This is a genomic window from Pseudanabaena sp. FACHB-2040, from assembly GCF_014696715.1.
In the GTDB taxonomy this organism is placed as follows: Bacteria; Cyanobacteriota; Cyanobacteriia; order Phormidesmidales; family Phormidesmidaceae; genus JACVSF01.
In genome coordinates this window covers 233,374-252,636 of the sequence record NZ_JACJQO010000006.1, presented here as the reverse complement: position 1 = coordinate 252,636, position 19,263 = coordinate 233,374, and the positions used below count along the sequence as shown (strand labels likewise).

The window sequence follows — 19,263 nt, the reverse complement described above, 5'->3', positions numbered from 1 at the left end:
ATTCCTCACCCAGCCGAAGATTTTATGGACGTAGCGCAATCCCAACTGCTGCTTAAGCGGGTGGTTAACATCAAAGCGATTGTTACTCCCTTGTGGAAAGAAGAAGCCCAAAAGCAGTTGCAGACTCAGATTAACCAGGTTGACAGTCGGCTCCAACAGCTTGAAATGCAGGGTCAGCGGATGATGTCGGAGCTGCAGAAGCAGGCCGAAACCCAGCCTGACAATGCCGCTCTGCAGCAGCAGTTTAGCGAGGTGCAAACCCGCCTAAACCAGGACAAGAGCAAACTGCTGCAGCAGAAAAATCAGACCCTGCAACAGCTCCAACAGGTTCAGACTCTAGAGCTAGAAAACGAAGTTGAGCAGGGCAAGGTTGAGAGCTTTTTCAACGTCAACGTGGGCGACAACCTGGTGCAAAAGCTCCAGGTGGAGATCTTGATTCGAGACGGCATCATCCAGGAAATTCGGGGTGAGCTGTAGCACTCTTAGCCCGTTTCTCAACTGCCGGTCTCTGCCGGAATTTGTTGTTTAACAACCATTACAGAGACGCCAAGGAGATACAATGAATCCTTGGCGTCTTTGCCGTTTTGTCGTTTTTTGGCTGTCTCGGAAGTCACCTCATGATTCGTGAAGTTTTCATGCCTGCCCTAAGCTCAACCATGACAGAAGGCAAGATTGTCTCCTGGGTCAAGTCTCCTGGTGACAAGATTGAAAGGGGCGATACGGTGGTGATCGTGGAGTCTGACAAAGCAGACATGGACGTAGAGTCTTTCCACGAAGGGATTTTGGCGGCCATTGTCGTCGAAGCGGGGGGCGTGGCCCCGGTCGGACATGCGATCGCACTGCTAGCCGAAACCGAAGCCGAAATCGAAGAAGCCAAACAGCGAGCTGCCTCTGGTACTGCTGGCGGGGCTGAGCCTGCCGCTGCTGAGGCCTACAGCGCCGAACCTGCGGCCACAATGGCGGCGGCTGTCGCCACTGAAACGGCTCAAAACGGTTCGTCTGCTGCAACAACCCGCAGCGATCGCCCCATTGTCTCCCCTAGAGCCCGCAAGCTGGCTAAAGAACTTAAGGTTGACCTCAGCAGCCTGCAAGGCTCAGGCCCCCACGGTCGCATTGTCGCTGAAGACGTCGAACAGGCCGCTGGCAAAACGCCTACCCCGGCCGCGCCCGCTCCAGTCGCCCCCGCGGTGGCTGCGCCAGCCCCAGCTCCGGCTCCCCGGCCTGCTGTGGCAGCTCCCGCTCCAGCTCCAGTTCCAGCAGTTCCCGGTCAGGTAGTCGCGCTCAACACCCTGCAGCAGGCGGTGGTGCGCAGCATGGTTGCCAGCTTAGCGGTGCCTACCTTCCGCGTCGGCTACACCATTACCACCGACAATCTGGATGCGCTCTACAAGCAGATCAAGTCCAAAGGCGTCACCATGACGGCGCTGCTAGCTAAAGCCGTCGCTGTCACGCTGAAGAAGCACCCCATTGTCAATGCGGCCTATACCGAACAAGGCATTCAGTACAACGGCAGTATCAACGTCGCAGTCGCTGTGGCGATGGATGATGGCGGCCTGATTACGCCTGTCCTACGTGGCGCTGACCAGCTCGATATCTACTCTCTATCTCGTAGCTGGCAGGATTTGGTGGCCCGCTCCCGCAGCAAGCAGCTTCAGCCAGAAGAGTACAATTCAGGCACCTTCACCCTGTCTAACCTGGGCATGTTTGGGGTAGATCGCTTTGACGCGATTTTGCCTCCTGGTCAGGGTGGGATTCTAGCCATCGGTGCTTCTCGGCCTACGGTAGTGGCTACGGCAGATGGCTTAATGGGCGTGAAGCGGCAGATGCAGGTGAACCTCACCGCCGATCACCGGATTATCTATGGTGCAGATGGCGCTGCCTTTCTAAAAGATCTGGCTCACCTGATCGAAAATGACCCGCAGTCGCTGACGCTGTAGAAGATGACCTTTGATGGGCGCAGAGGCATGCGCCTGATGCAGGATCCGCAGAATTAAGGCTAGTGGGCATTGCCCTGGGCAATGCTTGTGGGATAGGCGTCTTGCCTGTCCCAGGCTCCAGGCGGGCAAGATGTCCATTCCCTAAGAAGCCTGTCTCCTAGAGCTGCTTCTCTGCTACAACTACTCCAAAAATACCGTTGGGCTCCATCCAAACTTGAAAATTCTGGAACCCTGCCGCTTCGGCCCACTGGTGAGTCAGTTCCCAAGAACGGAGCCGCATCACCCAGGGACGACCTGTATGGGCGGGTAGGGTACGGGCAATCAGCTCTAGCTGGGGATGGTGGGGCTGAATGGTAAAGATCAAGGTGCTGCGCGTATCCATGATGCGGTAGAGCTGCTGAAAGTGATGCCGGATCAGAGCATCGTTTGGCAAAATTTCATGCAGTCCAGACACTACCACGACCGTTGGGCGGGGATGTACCTGGTTCAGGTCGCCATCATTAAAGGCATCTGCCTGTTCGATGTGAGCCGCTACGCCAAGCTGCCTGGCGAGTTGACGGGCTTTGGAGACGTTCTCTAACTTATAGTCGCGTAGGGTCGCCTTGATCGCTTCTGGGGGAAACGCTTGCAAAACCTCTAAATCGTAACGACCCCCGCCACAGGCGACGTCTAGCAGGTTGCAGGGAAGCCCCTGCTGCCGGTAGGTCTGCAATACCTGCCGCAGGGTGTTCTTTAGCAGTTCTGACCGCTGCCGGATACCCCGCCACCCCTGGGAGTTCAAATAAATCCAATCAATTAACATCCCTACTGGTGTGATGCCGCTGGGCTGGTTGCGGTAGACATATTCCAGCATGACTCCCGAATCAAACCCATAGCGAAAGCCAAGGCGAATGCCGCTGGATAACTTGCCAGCTGTTTTGAGGGAGAGACCCAGCAATCTGTAGTACCAGGTTTTGGGATTCCAGGCGGGCAGTGGGCGCAGAAGATCTTCGTAAGCAGGAAGTGATTTTTGCAACATGTTGACCTCTAATTAAGGACTGAATTGGAATCGGAACTGCATTCAGGTAAGAAGCTTTTTTTCTGTTGATAGAGCCTGTATGTGCGCTGTCAGTTGTTCGAGAAATGCTTTCTTTTGACCGCTCCAGTAGAGCGGTTCGCCGATGTAGGTCCAGCACAGAAAGGGCACCAGCAGCCTTTCGCCTTTGGGCAAGGCTTTGCCCAGTCCCTGCAGAAAAATGGGCACGATGGGGACTTCTGGGTGCTGCTTGGCCAAGTGGGCAATGCCGCTTCTAAACTCGCCTAAGTGTTCTGGTTTTCCCCTAGAGCCTTCGGGATACAGAATCAGGATTTGGTTTTGGGCGAGCGCTGCTGCACAGCTCCTGAGAAAAGTTCGGTAGCCACAACTGGCCCGGTGGGAGCGGCTTTCTTCTGGCTCACAGGAAACTGGAATGATGTCTAAAACGTGGCGGGAGAACCAGGCGAGCCAGCAGCTTTGCTTGAGGAAGTACTCCTCGTTGGCTACAGGCCGCAGGCGATGCGCCATTGACAGCGGGAACAGAGACAGGATGACAAAGGTATCTAGATGGCTGTTGTGGTTGGCCACTAAGATAGCAGGGCCAGAGCGGGGTAATCGTTGCCGATGCTGGATGCGGAGGCCGAGAAGAAGCCACACTACTGCCTTGGCCATGAGGAGAAAGATCACTTTCCAAACTCGGGTCATAACCACTGCCCCCGGTAATAGAAGTAGACGGTGAGATGGAAAAACAGAGGGGCAGTGTAGGTGAGGCTGTCAATGCGATCTAAAATGCCGCCATGACCGGGCAGCAAAGTGCCGCTGTCTTTAATGCCCAGATCTCGTTTCAGTGCAGAAACGGTGACATCGCCAATGAATCCGGTCAGGCTGAGAAGCAGCCCCAGGCAGAGTGCATGCAGCGGGTTGAACGGTGTTAGCCAGGGAGCCAATGCGATCGCAAGTCCCGCTGTTACTAAAAGACCTCCTAGTAACCCCTCAACAGTCTTGCCGGGGCTCACTTTGGGCGTTATCTGATGGTGGCCCCATAGCTTACCTGCGATGTACTGGGCAATGTCATTGATTTCGGTGAGCAGCACCAGATACACCAGGAGGCTAGTGCCATTTGCGATCGCATCCCCCGTTGCGGGCAAGTTCAACAAATAGCAGAGGTGGCTAAGGGTAAACACGGTCAGCATTAGCCCCCAATGGAGCGTGCCGATGGCGTTCAAAAACCCTTCTGTTTCTCCCACCAGCACCATGCGCATGGGCAGAAACAGAAACATATAGACGGGAATAAAAATGAGAAACATGCCATACCAGCCGATGTAAATCCAGAAATACTGGAGCGCGATGGCTAGATAGGCCCACAGCAGCACATGGCGATCGGCAGAGCGGGTTGGGATTAGGGAGAGATATTCCTTCAGCGCCAGATAGCTCAGAAAGGCAAAAAAGAGAATAGAAACAGTGCGATTGGGCAGTAGTGCCAGGCTAAACACCGTCACCATGAGCCACCACGACCAGATGCGGTCTTTCAACTCGCTGTAGTCTTTTTCAGAATTACAGTAGGCCAGGCCAAAGATGACCGCCGTAGCCACTGCCAGCAGACCATAAACGCCAGCCAGGGTCCATATCACCGGCAGAGGCAGGGTTAGCTGCACGGGGCTACCTCCTGAAGAGTCCCTTGAACGCGGTTGACGACAGTCCAGAGATGCAAGCAGATAACTACGGCCCAGGTAGCCGTTAGCCAAGTGCCCGGTGCTAGGCCCAGCCCCAGCGCTAGCCCTACAGCCCCAAAAACGAAGGCGCGATCGCTCTTGCCCATTGGGCCTTCGTAACCGCGCTTCTGTGCGATCGCAAGGCCCAATACCCCAGTCATTTCGCTCAGCATGGCCAGCATGACAACCCCCACGACCCACGGGGCAGCAACCCCCGGAATCAGGCAGAACGGCAGATAGAGTGCAGCATCAGAAAGAACATCCCCCAACTCGTTCAGCAGAAATCCTAAAGGGGTGGTTTGACCCTGTTCACGAGCTAGCATGCCATCCATTGCATTCAGCCCCATTCGCCCTAAGAGGACGACGGGTAAGCCCAGAAGCACCCCTGGCGATTGAGGGCAGGCTGTGATGACTAGTCCCATAACCCCAGATAGCCCCAGTGCCAATACCGTGACGTGATTGGGGGAAACCCGCCAGATCGCCAATTGGTCAACCAGTGGCCGCAGTCGATTTTGAAATGCCGGTTTGCATTGATATAGCGTGTGCATTAGCCCTGTAGACAACTCATGAGCCAATCATGCAAGCTGTGCCTCTGTAATGAGAATGAGTCAATCGAGCAACCTGCACAGCCCCCGAAGGGAAAAGCAAGAGAACGAAGTAGAACGAAGTAGTGCGAAGTTTTTCTCGAAGCCCTGCTATAGTCGGCGTTAGGGGCATTCACCCATCGGTAGGCACTATGTCAGCATTTCCCGCCTTTCGTCCCGAAGTCTTACCGCAATGGCTTCCCCCAACCCTGCATCAACAGTATGTGTCGCTGATGATGCGGCGGGTGGGCATGACCCGGCGGCGGACTGAGTGCTTCATCCGACTTTGGCTCTATCTATTCCTAAAAGATTGCCAAACTCGGCGGGCGCTGCCCAAGCCGCCCTTGACAGGATTGGCGTTTCCCCAGGGTTGGGTTGAGTGTAGCTGTAGCGAGGCAGCCGAGCTATTCTATGGCGATCAAGAGCGGGGCGGCGATCGCTCAGCTGGCATGATGCTCGACAAGCTAGCTGCTCTGGGACTGATCAAAAAACAGTTTGATGGCAACTGCACCCAAATTGAAATACAGCCCTTGCCAGAGCTGCTTAAGTGGGATGATTTGGATGCTCCAGCAATCGTTAAACCTGATGTCTTTGACCCACGCTGCGATGCCATTCCTATCGCTAACTTGTTAGCCAGCAACTATAACTGGCTCAATCGCAACACAGATACGTTGCCCTACCGGATTGCCAATATTTTGCGAGACTGGGCTAGTCAGTATGCAGCCGGAATGCGCGTATTGCGGCGCTGTGACAATCAAAATCCAGTCGGTTTCTATGCGCTCTACCCGACCCGGCGAGCATCGGAAGTTAGGTTCTTTGCCCCGCCCAGCCAAGGGCTGCACCTAAGCCAGGTAGCTGAAGCCGATCCCTTTGAAATGGCTTTACCTGGCGATGAAGAATGTCGGTCCGTTTTTGTGCGTAGCTGGATGATTGATAGTACCTATCAGAAACAGGCTCAAACTAGCTTGTTAGAAGACGCGCAGCAAACGCTTGAACAGATGAAGCAGGACTTTCCCAATCTATGGGATATGTATACCCTGATTATTCACCCCAGCTATGCAGAACTGGCGCGAGTTCTGGGATTTCAGAAAACTAGCTCTGATCCTAAATTGCCGCTTTATTGGATGTATCAAGCCGTAGATCGATTTCAGCAGCTCGATATGCGGCAAATCCTGATGTAGTACTTCTGGCTCTTTGGTTACTTGAGTTAACCAATCTAGCGATTGCCGGTAACGTCTTTCAGATTCCCAGCTGCAAATAACAGCAACACTACATCAGTGACGTCTCTACATATTTTTTAGCGAATGGTTGACTTAACGAATGGCTCAGCCTGTCGAGGGTATTATCGGGAGACTGGCGGTTAAGGGAAAAGCATGGTCGAGAATCCTCAATCCCGGATTCGACTTGAACTTGAACTATCTCCTGATCAATCGGGTTTGTTAGCCGGGTTAGAAGCCTGGTTAGCGCTCGGCCTGATCTCCGAAGAGCAGGTGCGTGACCTCTGCCAGTCTCGCCTAGTGTGCGCCCTACCCCCGGTTCCGGTGGTTCAGGCGTCAGGCCCAGAATCAGAATCAGACTTTGCAGGGTTGGGAGCAGACTGGCCCGCAGACGACGAAGTAACTGCGCCTTCTGCAGAGCCCTCCTCCGAACCGTTGAGAGGCTTCCTCCCGCCCGAGGCCCAGCCCCAGGGGCGGCCCAATCGAGGCCGGGAGCGAGGGGAACGCCCCGCTCCTCGTGTCCGCCATTCCCAGCCGGTTAATATTTGGCTGCAGCAGCTGATGGGCGAACTCAGCGTCGTTTGGCTGCTGGGGCTGGGCGTGTTTTTGGTGGTGCTGTCTTCGGCGGTGCTGGCAGCTACTCAGTGGGGCCAGTTCAATACGGTGGGCCAGTACCTGATTTTGCTGGCCTATACTGCTGTCTTTTGGGCCATTGGGCTATGGAGTACGACCCATGCCCGGCTGCAGCTTACTTCTAAAACGCTGCAGATTATGTCGCTGCTGCTGGTGCCGCTCAATGGGTGGGCTATCGATGCCTTAAGGGTGGGGAGAACGGGCGGGGGGCTGCTGGTCAGCGTTATCGCGCTGCTGCTGCTGTCTCTTATGGCGTTGCAGGTGCTGCGTCGTCTGTCTGCGCCACTCGTGCAGGGGGTGTGTTTTTTGGGGTTGGCCTATCTGCATTTGGGCTGGTCGCTTCCCTGGGTGCCGCTGTTGGCTGCCTATGTCGGTGCGACCGGCAGTGCCCTAGCCACGCTGAGCGATCCGCGGGTAGCTGTTTCTGATCGCCGTTCGGTACGGCTGCCGCTGCTGCTGGTGATTTTTGCGCTGGGGCTGCTGCTGTTGCGATCGCTAACTGTTTTCCCCTCCGATCAGTGGGGTCAGCTAGGGCTAGCCTTTGGCCTGTATGGTGCTTCGCTCGTGTGGCTGGGTCTGCGGCACTGGGGCGCGCCGCCTGCTCCTGATGTTGCCGGAGCGGAGGGGGCAAATTCCTCCCCATCTCAACCCCGTCTACCTCTAGCCCAGTGGAGTCTATGGGGTGGGCGGGCATTGCTTTGGTGGGGCTGGCTGCTGGCTTTGGCCCAGTGGCCTGCTCAGGCATTGGGGGTCAGCATTTTGGGTTTGGGCCTGCGGCTGTTGCAGCTACGACAGGGTGGCAGGCGTTGGGATCTGGTGGCGGCATTTGCGATCGCACTGCACATCCCCTTCCTGGTCTGGGAGCTTGTGCCCCTAGCCCTGCAAACGCGGCTGGTCATGCCCTTAACTAACCTGACCGGCACCGCTGAAAATCCTGATCTTTTGCTGGGCATTACCCTATTTCCCTACGTGGTGCTGATGGTAGGGGTCGCTGATACCTTTTACCGCAGCAGCCGTCGCCCATTAGGCGCTGCCAGCGAGGGCATTGCAGTCGGGTTGGGCGGGGCGCTAACGCTTCTCAGCAGCTTTGATTCAACTGTGCTGGTGCTCAATCTCATTGCCTCCAGCATGACTGCTCTGACTGCCACCCTGCGCCGCCAGCCGCTTCAGCCTTGGCGGGTCTATGCCACTAATGCTCTAGCGCTGTTGACCGTGGCGGTAATTGTTGCCGATCGCTGGCCTGCACTCTCGCCTAGCCGCTGGACTGCTGTGGTCTTTAGCCTGATGGCCGCAGAACTGTTGCTCAGCCGGGGGCGGCGCAACCTATGGCAGGAGAGCGCCTGGACTTTGGGACGGCTGCTGGCTGGACTGGCCTATCTATTGTTGCTGGAGCGGCTGATTGAGGTTAACTTTCAAACTCGATTGAGCCTGCTGGGCCTGAGCATTCCCCTGGTGCTGCTGCTGGTGCGGGGCTACTCCGGCAGTGTGCTGGCTCTCGGCCTGACTGCTCCGTTGACTCTAGGTTTGCCGCTGACCCGGCTGGTGGGGCTCGGCACAGCGACGATTCTGGCGGGCGTCAACAGCCGTTTTCGGCAAGAGTTGGGGGTGGCAATGCTGACCCTGGGCTTTGCTCTGGGTTGGGTGGTTAGTCTGCTGCACGACGGGGTGCCGGGGCTGCTGCCCGACAATACCTACTGGTACTTGGTGGGGGCAGTCGTGACCCTGGTGCTCTGGCTGGCTTGGCGTCGCCTGTCGGCAGTAGAGCTAGAGCCAGTCCCCGAAAGTTGGCAAGGGCTGTATGGCATCGCGTGCGATCGCTGGGGCTTTATCCTCAGCGGCGTGGTTCTCCTAGGGCTGACGGTAGAATCGGGGCTGCTCTACAGCGATCTGCGGCCTGCCTACCTGACCTACGCTCTGGCGCTGCTGGGATTGATCGGGGCGCTCTTCTGCCGCTTTTGGAGGCAGCCTCAGCCGCTGGCGGTTTATAGCCTGGGCTGGGCTACGGTGTTGCTGCTGGCAGAAGGGCTGCGCTGGCAGGACGGCACTCGATTGACTCTTGCGATCGCAGTTCTAGCTCTAGGAGGGCTCACGCTGGCTCTGGGGTATGGGTTGCGATCGCGTCTACCCGCCCTGCTTCCGGCTTTGCATCACTTGGGATTGGCCTATGCCCTGCTCAGCCTGGGTCTGCGAACGGGCTATTTTACAGCCTGGTCTGGCTGGCTCACGCTAGCGGCTTCGCTAATTGCTCTAGAAGTGGGGCGACAGCGCCGGCCCTGGCTGCGGTGGCTGGGTCTGGTAGGCATTTCCCTGGGCTGGTACGAGCTGGTGGTTTATCGGCTCTCCCAAGCCAGTGGCGGGTATGCGGCCGATGGGCTGGTGATGTTGGCCGGAGTGGCCCTGCTGCTGATGGGCATTTACCGCCTCTCTGCCGGACGGGTAGAGCAGCATTTGAGGCTGCCTCAGAGAGAGCTACGGGTAGCGGCTCACGCGCATTGGGTCGTGGGCAGTGTGCTGATGCTGTTGTCGGCGGCGTCTGCCCTGATTAGCGGCGGGCCGGGACTCCCCTGGTTGGCGCTAGCGATTGGTCTGGGCTTTGTGCTTTATGCGCTCTGGCAAGGACGATTTCCAGCGGCGGCTGACATCCAACCGCTTTGGATTTATCTGGGGCTGGTCGAGCTAGTCGGCTGGATTGCCTATCTGCGCCTAGCTTTTTACCGCCTGGTTTTCCTAGACCCTTGGTGGGGAGTGGTCGCCTGCGGTCTAGCCGTAGCGTTTTACTGGCTACCCTGGCATCGCTGGGGCTGGCCCCAACGCCCCTGGCGAGTGACGGCGGTGATTCTGCCGCTGGCAACTTTGATTATCACAGGCGGCTTAAACCACGTACCCTCGCTGTGGATCACGGCAGGCTTTTATGGCTGGCTGGCCTGGTCATCTCGACGGGTGCGGCTGTCTTATCTATCGGTGGGGCTGGGCATCTGGGCGATTTGGTACTGGCTGTGGGAGCGCTCAATCTCCGACGGGCTGGCCCAGGTTGGCCCCTGCGGGCTAGCGCTGCTGTATGCGGCCCAGGTTGATCCGGCTCTCCAGAGCGACGAGCACCGAGAAGCCCGCCACTGGTTTCGAGTGATGGGTCTGGGAATCATCTTGGTCGTGGCCCTGTTTTCAGAACGATGGACGGGCCTGCCGGTGGGCGTGGGGAGCTTGGGTGCGATCGCACTTGGCCTGCTGCTGCGCACCCGCGCCTTTCTCTACATCGGCACCGTCATCTTTGGCCTCAATGCCATTAACCAGCTTGTGCTCTTAAACGCGACCTATCCCTTTATCAAATGGGTAATCGGCATCGTGGTCGGCGTCGCCCTGATCTGGATTGCCGCCGACTTCGAGCGCCGCCGCGACCAGTGGCTCATCCTGACCCAGGGCTGGGTGCAGGAGTTAGATCGGTGGTCTTAGAGGCCGTTAGAGCCTAAAAGCAGCAAAACTTACCCCAAACGCCCGGTTAGGTTAGCAATTGCCGCTACTAGCTCAGAGATTTCAACGGGTTCTACCAGATGAATGCGAAACCCTTGGGCAAAAATGCGATCGAGATCTTCGCTAGTAGGCACTAGGGCAATGACCGGAATCAATTTTTGAGTCCTGGTTTCTAGCTGCCTAACTTCTTGAATTAAGAGACTAAAGTCGTCGCTGCAGAGAACATCAACTAGCACAATGTCTGGCGGGTTGTGGTTCAGGGCAGCGAGGGCAGCGGCAGCAGAGGCCGTATTTACCAACGCCTGCCGAACCTGCCCTAGCTCACGCTGAAGCCGAGATTGTTCTGAGCTGTCAGCAATCACCAAAATTCGGATGCCGGTCAACCCCATCATGCCAAACTGAAACCCTGGTGCATGGGCTTTGCCCCAATCGCACATTAATTCGGTAATCGGGCGCAGGGTTTCGCCGTAGGCAGTCAACGAATATTCAACCCGAGGCGGAGATTCCCGATAGGCTTGTCGGTGAACTAAGCCGCCTGCTTCTAACTCACGCAGCTGCTGGGTCAACACCTTTTGAGTAATCCCCGGCATCAGCTGCATCAGTTCCCCAAAGCGCTTGGCTCCTCGCCTTAACCACCACAAAATGGTGCATTTCCATTTTCCCCCAATCAATTCAAGCGTTACTTCGACCGGGCACCCGTACTGCTTTTCTGCCATCTTCAGTGTCTAAAGGTATCCATTTGGTAACGATTGAACGGGCATGATAGCGTGCCTCAATGAAGCGTTGCAAAGCTGTTTATCTTCAAATTCTCTCCAATCTTTAAGAAAGTGCCCATGCCACTATAGCGAGTTCTAAAACCCTTAGACTTCGCAGGGGATGGGGCCAACCGCTCTTCTCTATCTCTGCTTTCTACTCACTCAAGCCTCTCCTTTAAAACTTATGCCGATTGTTTCACCACAACGTCAACCCTTGCCAAAAGGTCAACTGCTGATCAATCATCAGTGGCGAGACGCTTCCAATGGCGAAATCCTGCCGATTATTGACCCCACGACTGAAGAAGTCACTACCGAAGTCGCTAAAGCCACGGTTGAGGATGTCAATGCGGCGGTTGAAGCGGCCCATCGAGCCTTTGAGTCAGGCCCGTGGTCGCGAATGCACCATGAGGAGCGGGCCAAGATTCTCTTTCGCATGGCTGACTTGATCGACGAGCGCGGTGCAGATATCGGATTGCGTGAGTCAATGGACATGGGCATGCCCTACCGAGATTTTATGGAGATCATTCTGCCCCACTGTTCTGGGCTATTTCGCTTTTTTGCGGGGCAGGCCATGAGCGCTATGAACGGCAGTTACCGTAGTTCCTATGAGTCAAACGTGCGGATATTAACGCGGCGGGAGCCTCTCGGTGTGGTGGCTGCTATTACGCCCTTTAACTTCCCCTTTGCGCTCACCTGCTCTAAAGTTGCTCCGGCCCTGGCCGCCGGAAATACCGTGGTTCACAAGCCCGCCTCTGATACGCCCCTATCGGCTCTGGCGCTAGCGCAAATTGCCCTAGATGCCGGTTTGCCTGAGGGGGTTTACAACCTGGTGACAGGCCCAGGTGGCTCTCTAGGAGATGCCTTAGTGAAGCACCCCTTGGTAGAAAAAATTGCCTTTACCGGATCTACTGGGGTGGGTCAAAACATCATCCGCAACAGTGCCGATACGCTCAAGCACACCACAATGGAGTTAGGGGGTAAAGCGCCGCACCTTATCTTTGCAGATGCAGATCTAGAGTCAGCCCTACAGGCAGCTTTTTGGGGCATCTTTTGGAATAAGGGGGAAGTGTGCGTTGCTGGTTCCCGCATTCTGGTGGAACGCTCAATTTATGATGAGTTTGTCAACCGCTTCGCTGTTATGGCGAAAGAATCGGTGTTGGGAGATCCGCTCGATCCGGCCACTCAGATTGGCCCAATTGCTAATCGCAAAGAGTATGAAAAGATTCTTGGCTACATCGATAGCGGTAAAGAAACAGCCCGTCTAGTCGCTGGTGGCAGTACTCAACAAATCAATAGCAAAGGTTATTTTATTGAAGCAACGGTATTTGCCGATGCTACTAACGATATCAAAATCGCCCGTGAGGAAATTTTTGGTCCTGTAGTGCCGCTCATTCCCTTTGACAGCGAAGAAGAGGCCATTCGGATTGCTAACGATACCCCTTACGGTCTGGCAGCAGGCATTCAAACCAGCGATATTCGCCGCGCCCTGCGGCTAGCTGACCACCTTAAAGCGGGCACGATCTGGACGGATACTTGGCATAAATACCATCCTAATGCGCCTTTTGGCGGGTACAAGATGTCAGGATATGGCCGCGAACAGGGTACAGAAGCGCTAGAAAGCTACACCCAATACAAATCTGTTTGGTTGAACTTGGCTTAGTATTTAGCAGTGCTCAAACCACAGCAATCAAGAAGACTTGAAAGCTTCTACTGGGCTGTGAATCAGTCATTTGCACAATGCTTTAAGTATGTGACGGAAAATCCTAAGCAACTAAGTCATGAAAATGAAACATTGGGCTGCTGTCTTTACGGGCTGGCTGGGGGGTGCGATCGCACTGCCCCTAGTCGCCACTGCTCAGGAACTGCCGCCAATTTTTGCTGACGATCCAGTAGCGCTGGTGCCCAGTACAACGGTGGCCCAGTTTCCGGTCAACACCTTCCTAGAAAATATCGCTATCGATACCGATGGAACGCTATTTGTCACCAGTCACGAAACAGGCACCCTCCTAAAAATCACGCCCGATGGGACTGTTTCGGAACTCGCCACCTTAGAGGGCAAAGTATCAGGAGTTGCGATCGCCCCTGAAGGTGGGGCTTCGACCCTCGCGCCCGATGGCACGCTGCTGGTTACTGGTTGGACTGCTGAGAACGTGCCGGTAATTTCGCAAGTTGCTTTAGATGGCACCGTCACAACGTTGGCGACCCTGCCCGAGGCCGTTTTCTTGAACGGCATTACCCCAATCTCGGCCAATCGCTATCTAATTGCTGACTCCTATCGCGGGGCTATCTGGCAGCTAGACACTGAGACAGGCAGGGTTGAGATTTGGCTAGAGCATCCTTTACTGGCTCGTCGTTCCGCAGACAGTCCTATCCCTGCAGTGAATGGACTCAAGCGGTTTGAAGACACGCTCTATGTCTCCAACACAGACCAGATGCTGCTGCTCACCATTCCCATTGACGGCCAAGGCGCAGCCGGTGAACCAGAAGTTTTGCTAGAAGAGGTCAACATTGATGACTTCGCCTTTGCCGCAGATGGCACCCTGTACGGGACGACCCACATCTACAACAGCGTGATTCAAATTGCGCCCGAGGGGGCCATCACCGTAATTGCCCAGGCCGAACAGGGCGTGACTGGCAGCACAGCTTTGGCCTTTGGTCGCATGGATTGCGATCGCACCGCCCTCTATGTCGTTACCAATGGCGGCATGTTTTTGCCGCCCCCAACAGGCGTCGTCCCCGCCGAGGTGGTGCGCTTAGAAGTCGGTAAAGCAGCATTAGCCACAGACTAAATCAAACCCTAACCAGGAACAATCACTATGAAAATTGGCATTATCGGCGCGGGCAATATGGGCACGGGCCTGGGCAAGTTTTGGGCTAAAAACGGCCACAAGCTCATGTTCAGCTATTCCCGCAGCCCAGAAAAATTAAAGGCCGCCGCTGAATCAGTTGGGCTCGGAGTACAGGTGGGCACCCCCTCAGAGGCGGTACAGTTTGCCGATGTTGTCGTGCTGTCGATCGCCTGGGCAGCGGTTGAAGACGCTTTGCAGCAGGCAGGCTCACTAGACGGCAAGATTGTGTTTAGCTGCGTCAATGCCCTCTTGCCCGACATGAGTGGGTTAGCCGTAGGCACGACCACCTCTGCGGCTGAAGAGATCGCCAAACTTATCCCAAAAGCTCGGCTCGTAGAAGCCATGCCGCTATTTGCCGAAGTCCTACACGCTCCCTCTCAGCAGCTTAGTGGACAGACCCCCAGCGTGTTCTACTGCGGCGATGACACAGAAGCTAAAGCCATCGTCGCTGACCTGCTGCGAGAAACCGGGTGTGACCCCATTGATGCAGGCCCCTTACGCAACGCCCGCTACATCGAACCTGCAGGGATGCTGCTAGTTCAACTAGCCTACGCTCAGCAAATGGGCCCCGTTGCAATGAAGCTGCTTCACTAAGACGAGGCATAAAGCTTTCCGGCTCCCTCTCTTTCCTGATTCCTTTCCCCCTACTGGGCTGTCACCCAAGTCGTCAGCTCCAGCAGCAGCGCTAGGGTCAGCAGCAGCAGCGTGAATGCGATGCCTCGCTTCTGCTGCCTGAGCTGCCGTAGCAAAATCAAGTTCTTTTCCTGCAATACCAGCCTGAGTTCGGCTTCAGTTTGCTGCTGCTTTTCTCGGGCTTCTTCCAGCTGCAGCAGCAGCTCTGGAGTTTGCTCCTGGCGCACGTACTTCACTAGATAGTCGTGGACAAGCTGGTAGCTGTCTTCGGGGTCTTCAGGAATTTCAAAGACCAGGCCCGACCCCACCAGAATAAACAGCACTAGATCGAGCTGGTCAGGGATGAACTCAACGTCTAAAAAAGACAAATCGTACTCCAAGTCCTCTCTCGTCTTTAGAGGGCGGTAGAGGCGACCCTCTTTGTCTTCGTCAGTCAGGAGATACAGCACGACTTGGGCCAGCTCTCGGTTGGGTGGGCCGCAGTCTTTAACTGCGGAAGCGAGAAATCGCTGTACTAGCCTTTCTTTGGGCTGCTCACCCAGAGCTTTGTACTGCTTGAAGGTAGTAATATTCTCCCGCTGCAGCTGGGCTCCAAGCACCTGTAGCTCGATTGGTCGCACGTCGCCCGTCTCTCTAGCTAGCTCCTTAACCACACAGCGGATCAGGGCATCTTCTAGATAGTACTGGGCCGACTCGGTGAGCTGCCGAATCACAGACTCAGCACTGGCCTGAGAGAAGTTGCCCAGAGGGTAGCGCACGTCGCTGCTGAGCAGGCCGCCATCAATAATGCTGACATCGGTCTGCCGCTCGATTTCTAACAGGTAGTGCAGGTAGTCTTCTCGCAGGCCCAGCACCAGCTTGACCCAGGGCAGCTTTAAGCAGAGGGAGAGAAAGTCGTAAAACGGCTGGCGAGCGGCCAACTCATCCCGCTCAAAGAAAAAGTCTTCAAACTGATCGAAGATCAGCACCGCGAAGTAGTTGTTATCAGTGGCCGTCTTGAGCGCAGAAATGAAGAAGTCATATTCTGTGAAGGGCGTCTCTTGACCAGGCTCCAGCGGCAGTTTGCTGATAGCAGGTAGCGCTGCTAGTCCAGGAAAAGTCGACCTTAGATCGGCGGCAATGCCCTGCTCCCAATTGCCATAGGTCTGCACCAGGATGGGGACAGTTGTGCGGCCCTGGGGTGTTAGCGAACGCAGGGCAGGAATGAGCCCTGCATTGAGGATGGAACTTTTGCCTACCCCTGAGGGCCCGTGGATAACGAGGATCTGGTAGCGGGCTTCTTGCAGGCGGTTGAGCAGATTTGCGACGTCTTGCTGACGGCCCGAAGCGGCAATTTCTGCAGAGACAGTGGTGGTGTTGTCTGGGGGAGGAGGCGTGACTGACCGCTGGTGGGGCTGCAGCGCACCCGCTCCAATGAAAGCCCTGAAGTTGTGGCGGTATTCTACCCGGCGGCGTTCGAGCTTGACTTCAAAGGCGCGGCGGTAGTCGCCCAGCTCATAGTGGTGGTGAATCAACTCCTCCAGAATCTGCAGGTAGAGAATCAGGTCGGCATCGGGATCAACTTCTTGACGGGCTTGGTCTAGCAGCGAAATGGCATTTTTGGGTTGGTCTAGCTCCATCTGGGCTTCTCCCAGCAAGAAGCGGTACCAGCCCCGCTGAAAGCGCTTGGCAATCTGCAAACCCTCGGCCAAGGCTGGGCTGTCGGGGCTATCTTGTAGGCGCTGCTCGGTTTGCTCTAGCAAATCTAGGGCTCGTATCGCTTCGGCCTGGGCCGTTTGCCAATTTTGCCGATTGAGCGCAACTTCGGCCAAAAAACCATGATCGCGGGCCTGCCGCACCCAGTCGCCTGTCTGCTGGTGTAGCGTCAGCGCTTCCTGAGCAACGGTTTCTAGGGTGGTCCAGTCCTGCTGCTTTTGCAGCACCTCAGCTAGGGAGGGGATAAAGCGAGCGATTAGCTCTGGCTGCTCGGTTTGGCGAAAACAGGCCAGTCCTGCCTCGAAGTAGCGGCGGGCTGATTTTAGCGAAGCTTGATAGGTAGCGCGCTGTAGGACGGCTAGACTGCGCCACCAGAAGCCGAGGTGGAGAAGGAGGGTGGCTTTTTTGTGGAGCGGAGTAGGGGGTGAGGGGAGAAGGGTGGATGGGTGAGGGGAGGTGGGGGGTAGGTCTGGTGATTGGGTTTCGGGGGTTTCTGCTTGTTGTTTCCAGTAGGCTAGGCTTTCTTCGTAGCAGTCTTTGGCTTCGTCCATTTGTAGGCGGCTGTGGGCCTGTCGCCCTTGGGCAAAGAGCAGGCTGGCGTCGAGGTCAGCGCTGAGGGTGCTGCCGTAGGTTTCGAGGTCGCGTAGGGCGTAGGTGAGCTCGTTGCCGAGGCGGTTGGTGCCTGAAAGATCGATCAGTGGGTTAGCTGGAATGGCATCGGGGAGGCCCTTGAGAAAGCGCACGAATAGCTCGTCGGCTTCGCGATGCAGTCCGGCGATCAGTTCGTCGGGAGGCATTTCAAAGCGGATGGTAGGGGGGCCTAGGTTTTTGAGATCCTGGGCCAGCTGGCTCATCTGAGAGAGTACGTAGTCGTCGATCCAAAGCACTAGGGGCAGGGATAGCTGTTCGCGGAAGCTGTCGCGGGCCAGGTTGGCTGCTTTGAGAATGGCCTCTAGGTTTTCGACGGTATCGAGGTCGCTTACCATCAGAGCGATGGGCGTGGGGGCATCGGACGGGTTGAGCCGCAGATGGATTTGAATGGCTTCTAGCAGGCTGGGCAGGTGCTGGGACAGATTTAGCACTTGCAGGTTGGGGTAGAGCTTGAGCAGGTGATCGAGTAGGGTGCTCTGCAGCCGCTGGTAGTTGCAGCGAACCAAAATCAGGGTAAATCGGTTGGATTGGAGTGCGATCGCACGCTCCAAATCACGCAAAGCCTCCTGATTAAAAGACAGCAGATCGGGCAGGGGCAGTTGAGCAGTCATGGGTTAACCTGAGGTCGCAGCCGCTGGTAAGCGTCTGTCTCTGTCAGCACTGGGTTAATGCCAAACCAGCGTTCCTCCGGGGCTCGGTACTCCAGTAGGTAGAGGCTACGCAGCAGCTTGTTATAGTCATCGCTGGTGTTGACCCGACCTCGATCGACCGCCTCCATCAGCATTTTCCATTCGTGGTCATCGATCAGGCTGGCTAGGTCGTCTCGCTCGTTGCGGATCACGGCTTCTAAAGTGGCGCGGGAGAAGGGTGGGTCTTGCTTGAGCAGGCAGCCGTACATTAGCCGCATCAGGTTGCGCATGTGGCCGCCGCTGATGTAGCAGAGCCGATCTAGCGTAGCCTCGTCTTCAAACACTTCAGTGATGTGGGCCAGCCGCTGCTCTGGCGAAAACTCTGGAAAGGCGCGAGCCAGCGCCATCTGCCGCAGCAGCACCAGTCCCGGCTCGTAGGGTTCGTTATCGCGGGTTTGGACAGGCACCATCGGCAGCACCTTAGGCCGATCGCCAAAGCGGTTGATCAGCTGGGGCAGCTCATCCGAAAACACCAGCTCTAGAGGGATGGTGTAAACCACATGGCAGGCCAATCCCTTAAGCTGCTCTCCCCGCCCCACAAACAGATATTCTGACTGCAGTCGGTTGCCCACCTTCTGCACAGTATCCATGCGATCGAGGTTATCGACGATAACCACCAAACCGCGCTTGCCCTGCTGGGGGAGACGTGCGATCGCAGGCCCCAGCAGCTGATTGTTGATTGCTTCAATGATGCTGCGGGTGCGTGGCTCCAGGTACTGCTGCAGCTGGCTCAGTCGCTCGGTGCTGGCGCGAGCTTCGGCAGTCACCGAGGCCATGCCCACCGAAAAACTTACCTCCGTTAAATTCACAGGCGTTTGAAACAGCTGCGACAAATCCTCCAGCAGCCGCTCAAAGTAAGTAGGCCGCAGCCGAATGCCGATACCCTCTAGGCTCTCACTGATCCGCCGAGTAATCGCCATCAGCACGTTCGTCACCTCCACATTGCCCATCTCCAGGTCTTGGTCTGACTGGAAATAGACCACATGAAACCCCTGGCTCTCTAGGTTGGCCTTGAGCCGCAGCAGCTCGGTAGACTTGCCGCTCCCCACATGCCCCGTGAATAGCTGAGCCGTCGCCTGATTGGGATAAAGCAGGGCAATAGAGCGACCCAACTCTTGCACAATATCGCCCCCCCGCACCCCTGAGAAGTTAATAAAGTAGCGCTGGTCCTCCGGGTTAGAAACCGCCAGAGGGCGACTGGGGTTGCAGGCCTGATAGAAGCGAGGAAGATCCAGCATAAAGACGCCAAAGCAGGATTTACCCCCAGGGTATCGCAGGATTTTTGGGAAGGGAGGAGGGGTGGGATGCTCATCCACCCATCTACTCATCCACCTCTCCTCCCCCCTTAACCCATCCACCTTTCAACATCCAACCTTCACCCTAAGTCAACAGGTTCAGCAAAATTCTCATAATCCTGATCAAAAA

General features: G+C 56.1%; 14 protein-coding genes. 7 read left to right on the top strand and 7 right to left on the bottom strand.

What is annotated here, in order from left to right:
- Positions 1–24: 24 nt before the first annotated feature.
- Positions 25–477 (top strand): YlqD family protein, encoded by a 453-nt coding sequence (locus H6G13_RS10535; RefSeq protein WP_190483161.1) that lies wholly within the window; start codon positions 25–27, stop codon positions 475–477.
- 140 nt (positions 478–617) lie between these two features.
- Positions 618–1,937: a dihydrolipoamide acetyltransferase family protein gene (locus tag H6G13_RS10530; protein WP_190483160.1), complete on the top strand. Its 1,320-nt coding sequence runs from the start codon at positions 618–620 to the stop codon at positions 1,935–1,937.
- Between the two features lie 157 nt (positions 1,938–2,094).
- On the opposite strand, the gene H6G13_RS10525 is transcribed toward H6G13_RS10530, so the two are convergent.
- Genes H6G13_RS10525 through H6G13_RS10510 form a run of 4 tightly spaced genes read right to left on the bottom strand, consistent with a single transcriptional unit; the run spans position 2,095 to position 5,212 of the window.
- The gene (locus H6G13_RS10525) at positions 2,095–2,955 is read right to left on the bottom strand and encodes a class I SAM-dependent methyltransferase family protein (RefSeq protein WP_190483159.1); all 861 of its coding nucleotides are present in this window, start codon (positions 2,953–2,955) and stop codon (positions 2,095–2,097) included.
- Between the two features lie 42 nt (positions 2,956–2,997).
- Positions 2,998–3,657 carry a lysophospholipid acyltransferase family protein gene (locus H6G13_RS10520; protein ID WP_190483158.1) on the bottom strand — a complete coding sequence of 220 codons (660 nt, stop codon included), beginning with the start codon at positions 3,655–3,657 and terminating at the stop codon, positions 2,998–3,000.
- Positions 3,654–4,607, bottom strand: a complete 954-nt coding sequence (locus H6G13_RS10515; RefSeq protein WP_190483157.1) for a phosphatidate cytidylyltransferase — start codon at positions 4,605–4,607, stop codon at positions 3,654–3,656. Before H6G13_RS10515 ends, H6G13_RS10520 begins: the two co-directional genes overlap by 4 nt.
- Complete coding sequence (locus H6G13_RS10510; protein WP_190483156.1) at positions 4,598–5,212, bottom strand: CDP-alcohol phosphatidyltransferase family protein; 615 nt, start codon at positions 5,210–5,212, stop codon at positions 4,598–4,600. Before H6G13_RS10510 ends, H6G13_RS10515 begins: the two co-directional genes overlap by 10 nt.
- 188 nt (positions 5,213–5,400) lie before the next feature.
- On the opposite strand from H6G13_RS10510, the gene H6G13_RS10505 reads away from it, so the two are divergent.
- Positions 5,401–6,429 (top strand): hypothetical protein, encoded by a 1,029-nt coding sequence (locus H6G13_RS10505; RefSeq protein WP_242028256.1) that lies wholly within the window; start codon positions 5,401–5,403, stop codon positions 6,427–6,429.
- Positions 6,430–6,621: 192 nt separating this feature from the next.
- The gene (locus H6G13_RS10500) at positions 6,622–10,548 is read left to right on the top strand and encodes a hypothetical protein (protein ID WP_190483155.1); all 3,927 of its coding nucleotides are present in this window, start codon (positions 6,622–6,624) and stop codon (positions 10,546–10,548) included.
- Positions 10,549–10,577: 29 nt separating this feature from the next.
- Here H6G13_RS10500 and H6G13_RS29110 read toward each other — a convergent pair whose 3' ends face one another.
- Entirely contained in the window at positions 10,578–11,282 is a 705-nt protein-coding gene (locus H6G13_RS29110; protein ID WP_190483154.1) for a winged helix-turn-helix transcriptional regulator, read from the bottom strand.
- 223 nt (positions 11,283–11,505) lie between these two features.
- Here H6G13_RS29110 and H6G13_RS10490 point away from each other — a divergent pair, with 223 nt between their 5' ends.
- From H6G13_RS10490 to H6G13_RS10480, 3 genes are all read left to right on the top strand, one after another.
- Positions 11,506–12,981 carry an aldehyde dehydrogenase family protein gene (locus tag H6G13_RS10490; protein ID WP_190483153.1) on the top strand — a complete coding sequence of 492 codons (1,476 nt, stop codon included), beginning with the start codon at positions 11,506–11,508 and terminating at the stop codon, positions 12,979–12,981.
- Between the two features lie 124 nt (positions 12,982–13,105).
- Positions 13,106–14,110: a gluconolactonase gene (locus tag H6G13_RS10485; RefSeq protein ID WP_347277464.1), complete on the top strand. Its 1,005-nt coding sequence runs from the start codon at positions 13,106–13,108 to the stop codon at positions 14,108–14,110.
- Positions 14,111–14,137: 27 nt separating this feature from the next.
- Positions 14,138–14,764: an NADPH-dependent F420 reductase gene (locus H6G13_RS10480; RefSeq protein ID WP_190483152.1), complete on the top strand. Its 627-nt coding sequence runs from the start codon at positions 14,138–14,140 to the stop codon at positions 14,762–14,764.
- Between the two features lie 50 nt (positions 14,765–14,814).
- Here H6G13_RS10480 and H6G13_RS10475 read toward each other — a convergent pair whose 3' ends face one another.
- Together H6G13_RS10475 and H6G13_RS10470 are read right to left on the bottom strand one after the other, a co-directional pair.
- Positions 14,815–17,760: a hypothetical protein gene (locus H6G13_RS10475; protein WP_190483151.1), complete on the bottom strand. Its 2,946-nt coding sequence runs from the start codon at positions 17,758–17,760 to the stop codon at positions 14,815–14,817.
- Positions 17,757–19,166 carry an AAA family ATPase gene (locus H6G13_RS10470; protein ID WP_242028254.1) on the bottom strand — a complete coding sequence of 470 codons (1,410 nt, stop codon included), beginning with the start codon at positions 19,164–19,166 and terminating at the stop codon, positions 17,757–17,759. The genes H6G13_RS10475 and H6G13_RS10470 overlap by 4 nt, the downstream gene beginning before the upstream one ends.
- Positions 19,167–19,263: the final 97 nt, after the last annotated feature.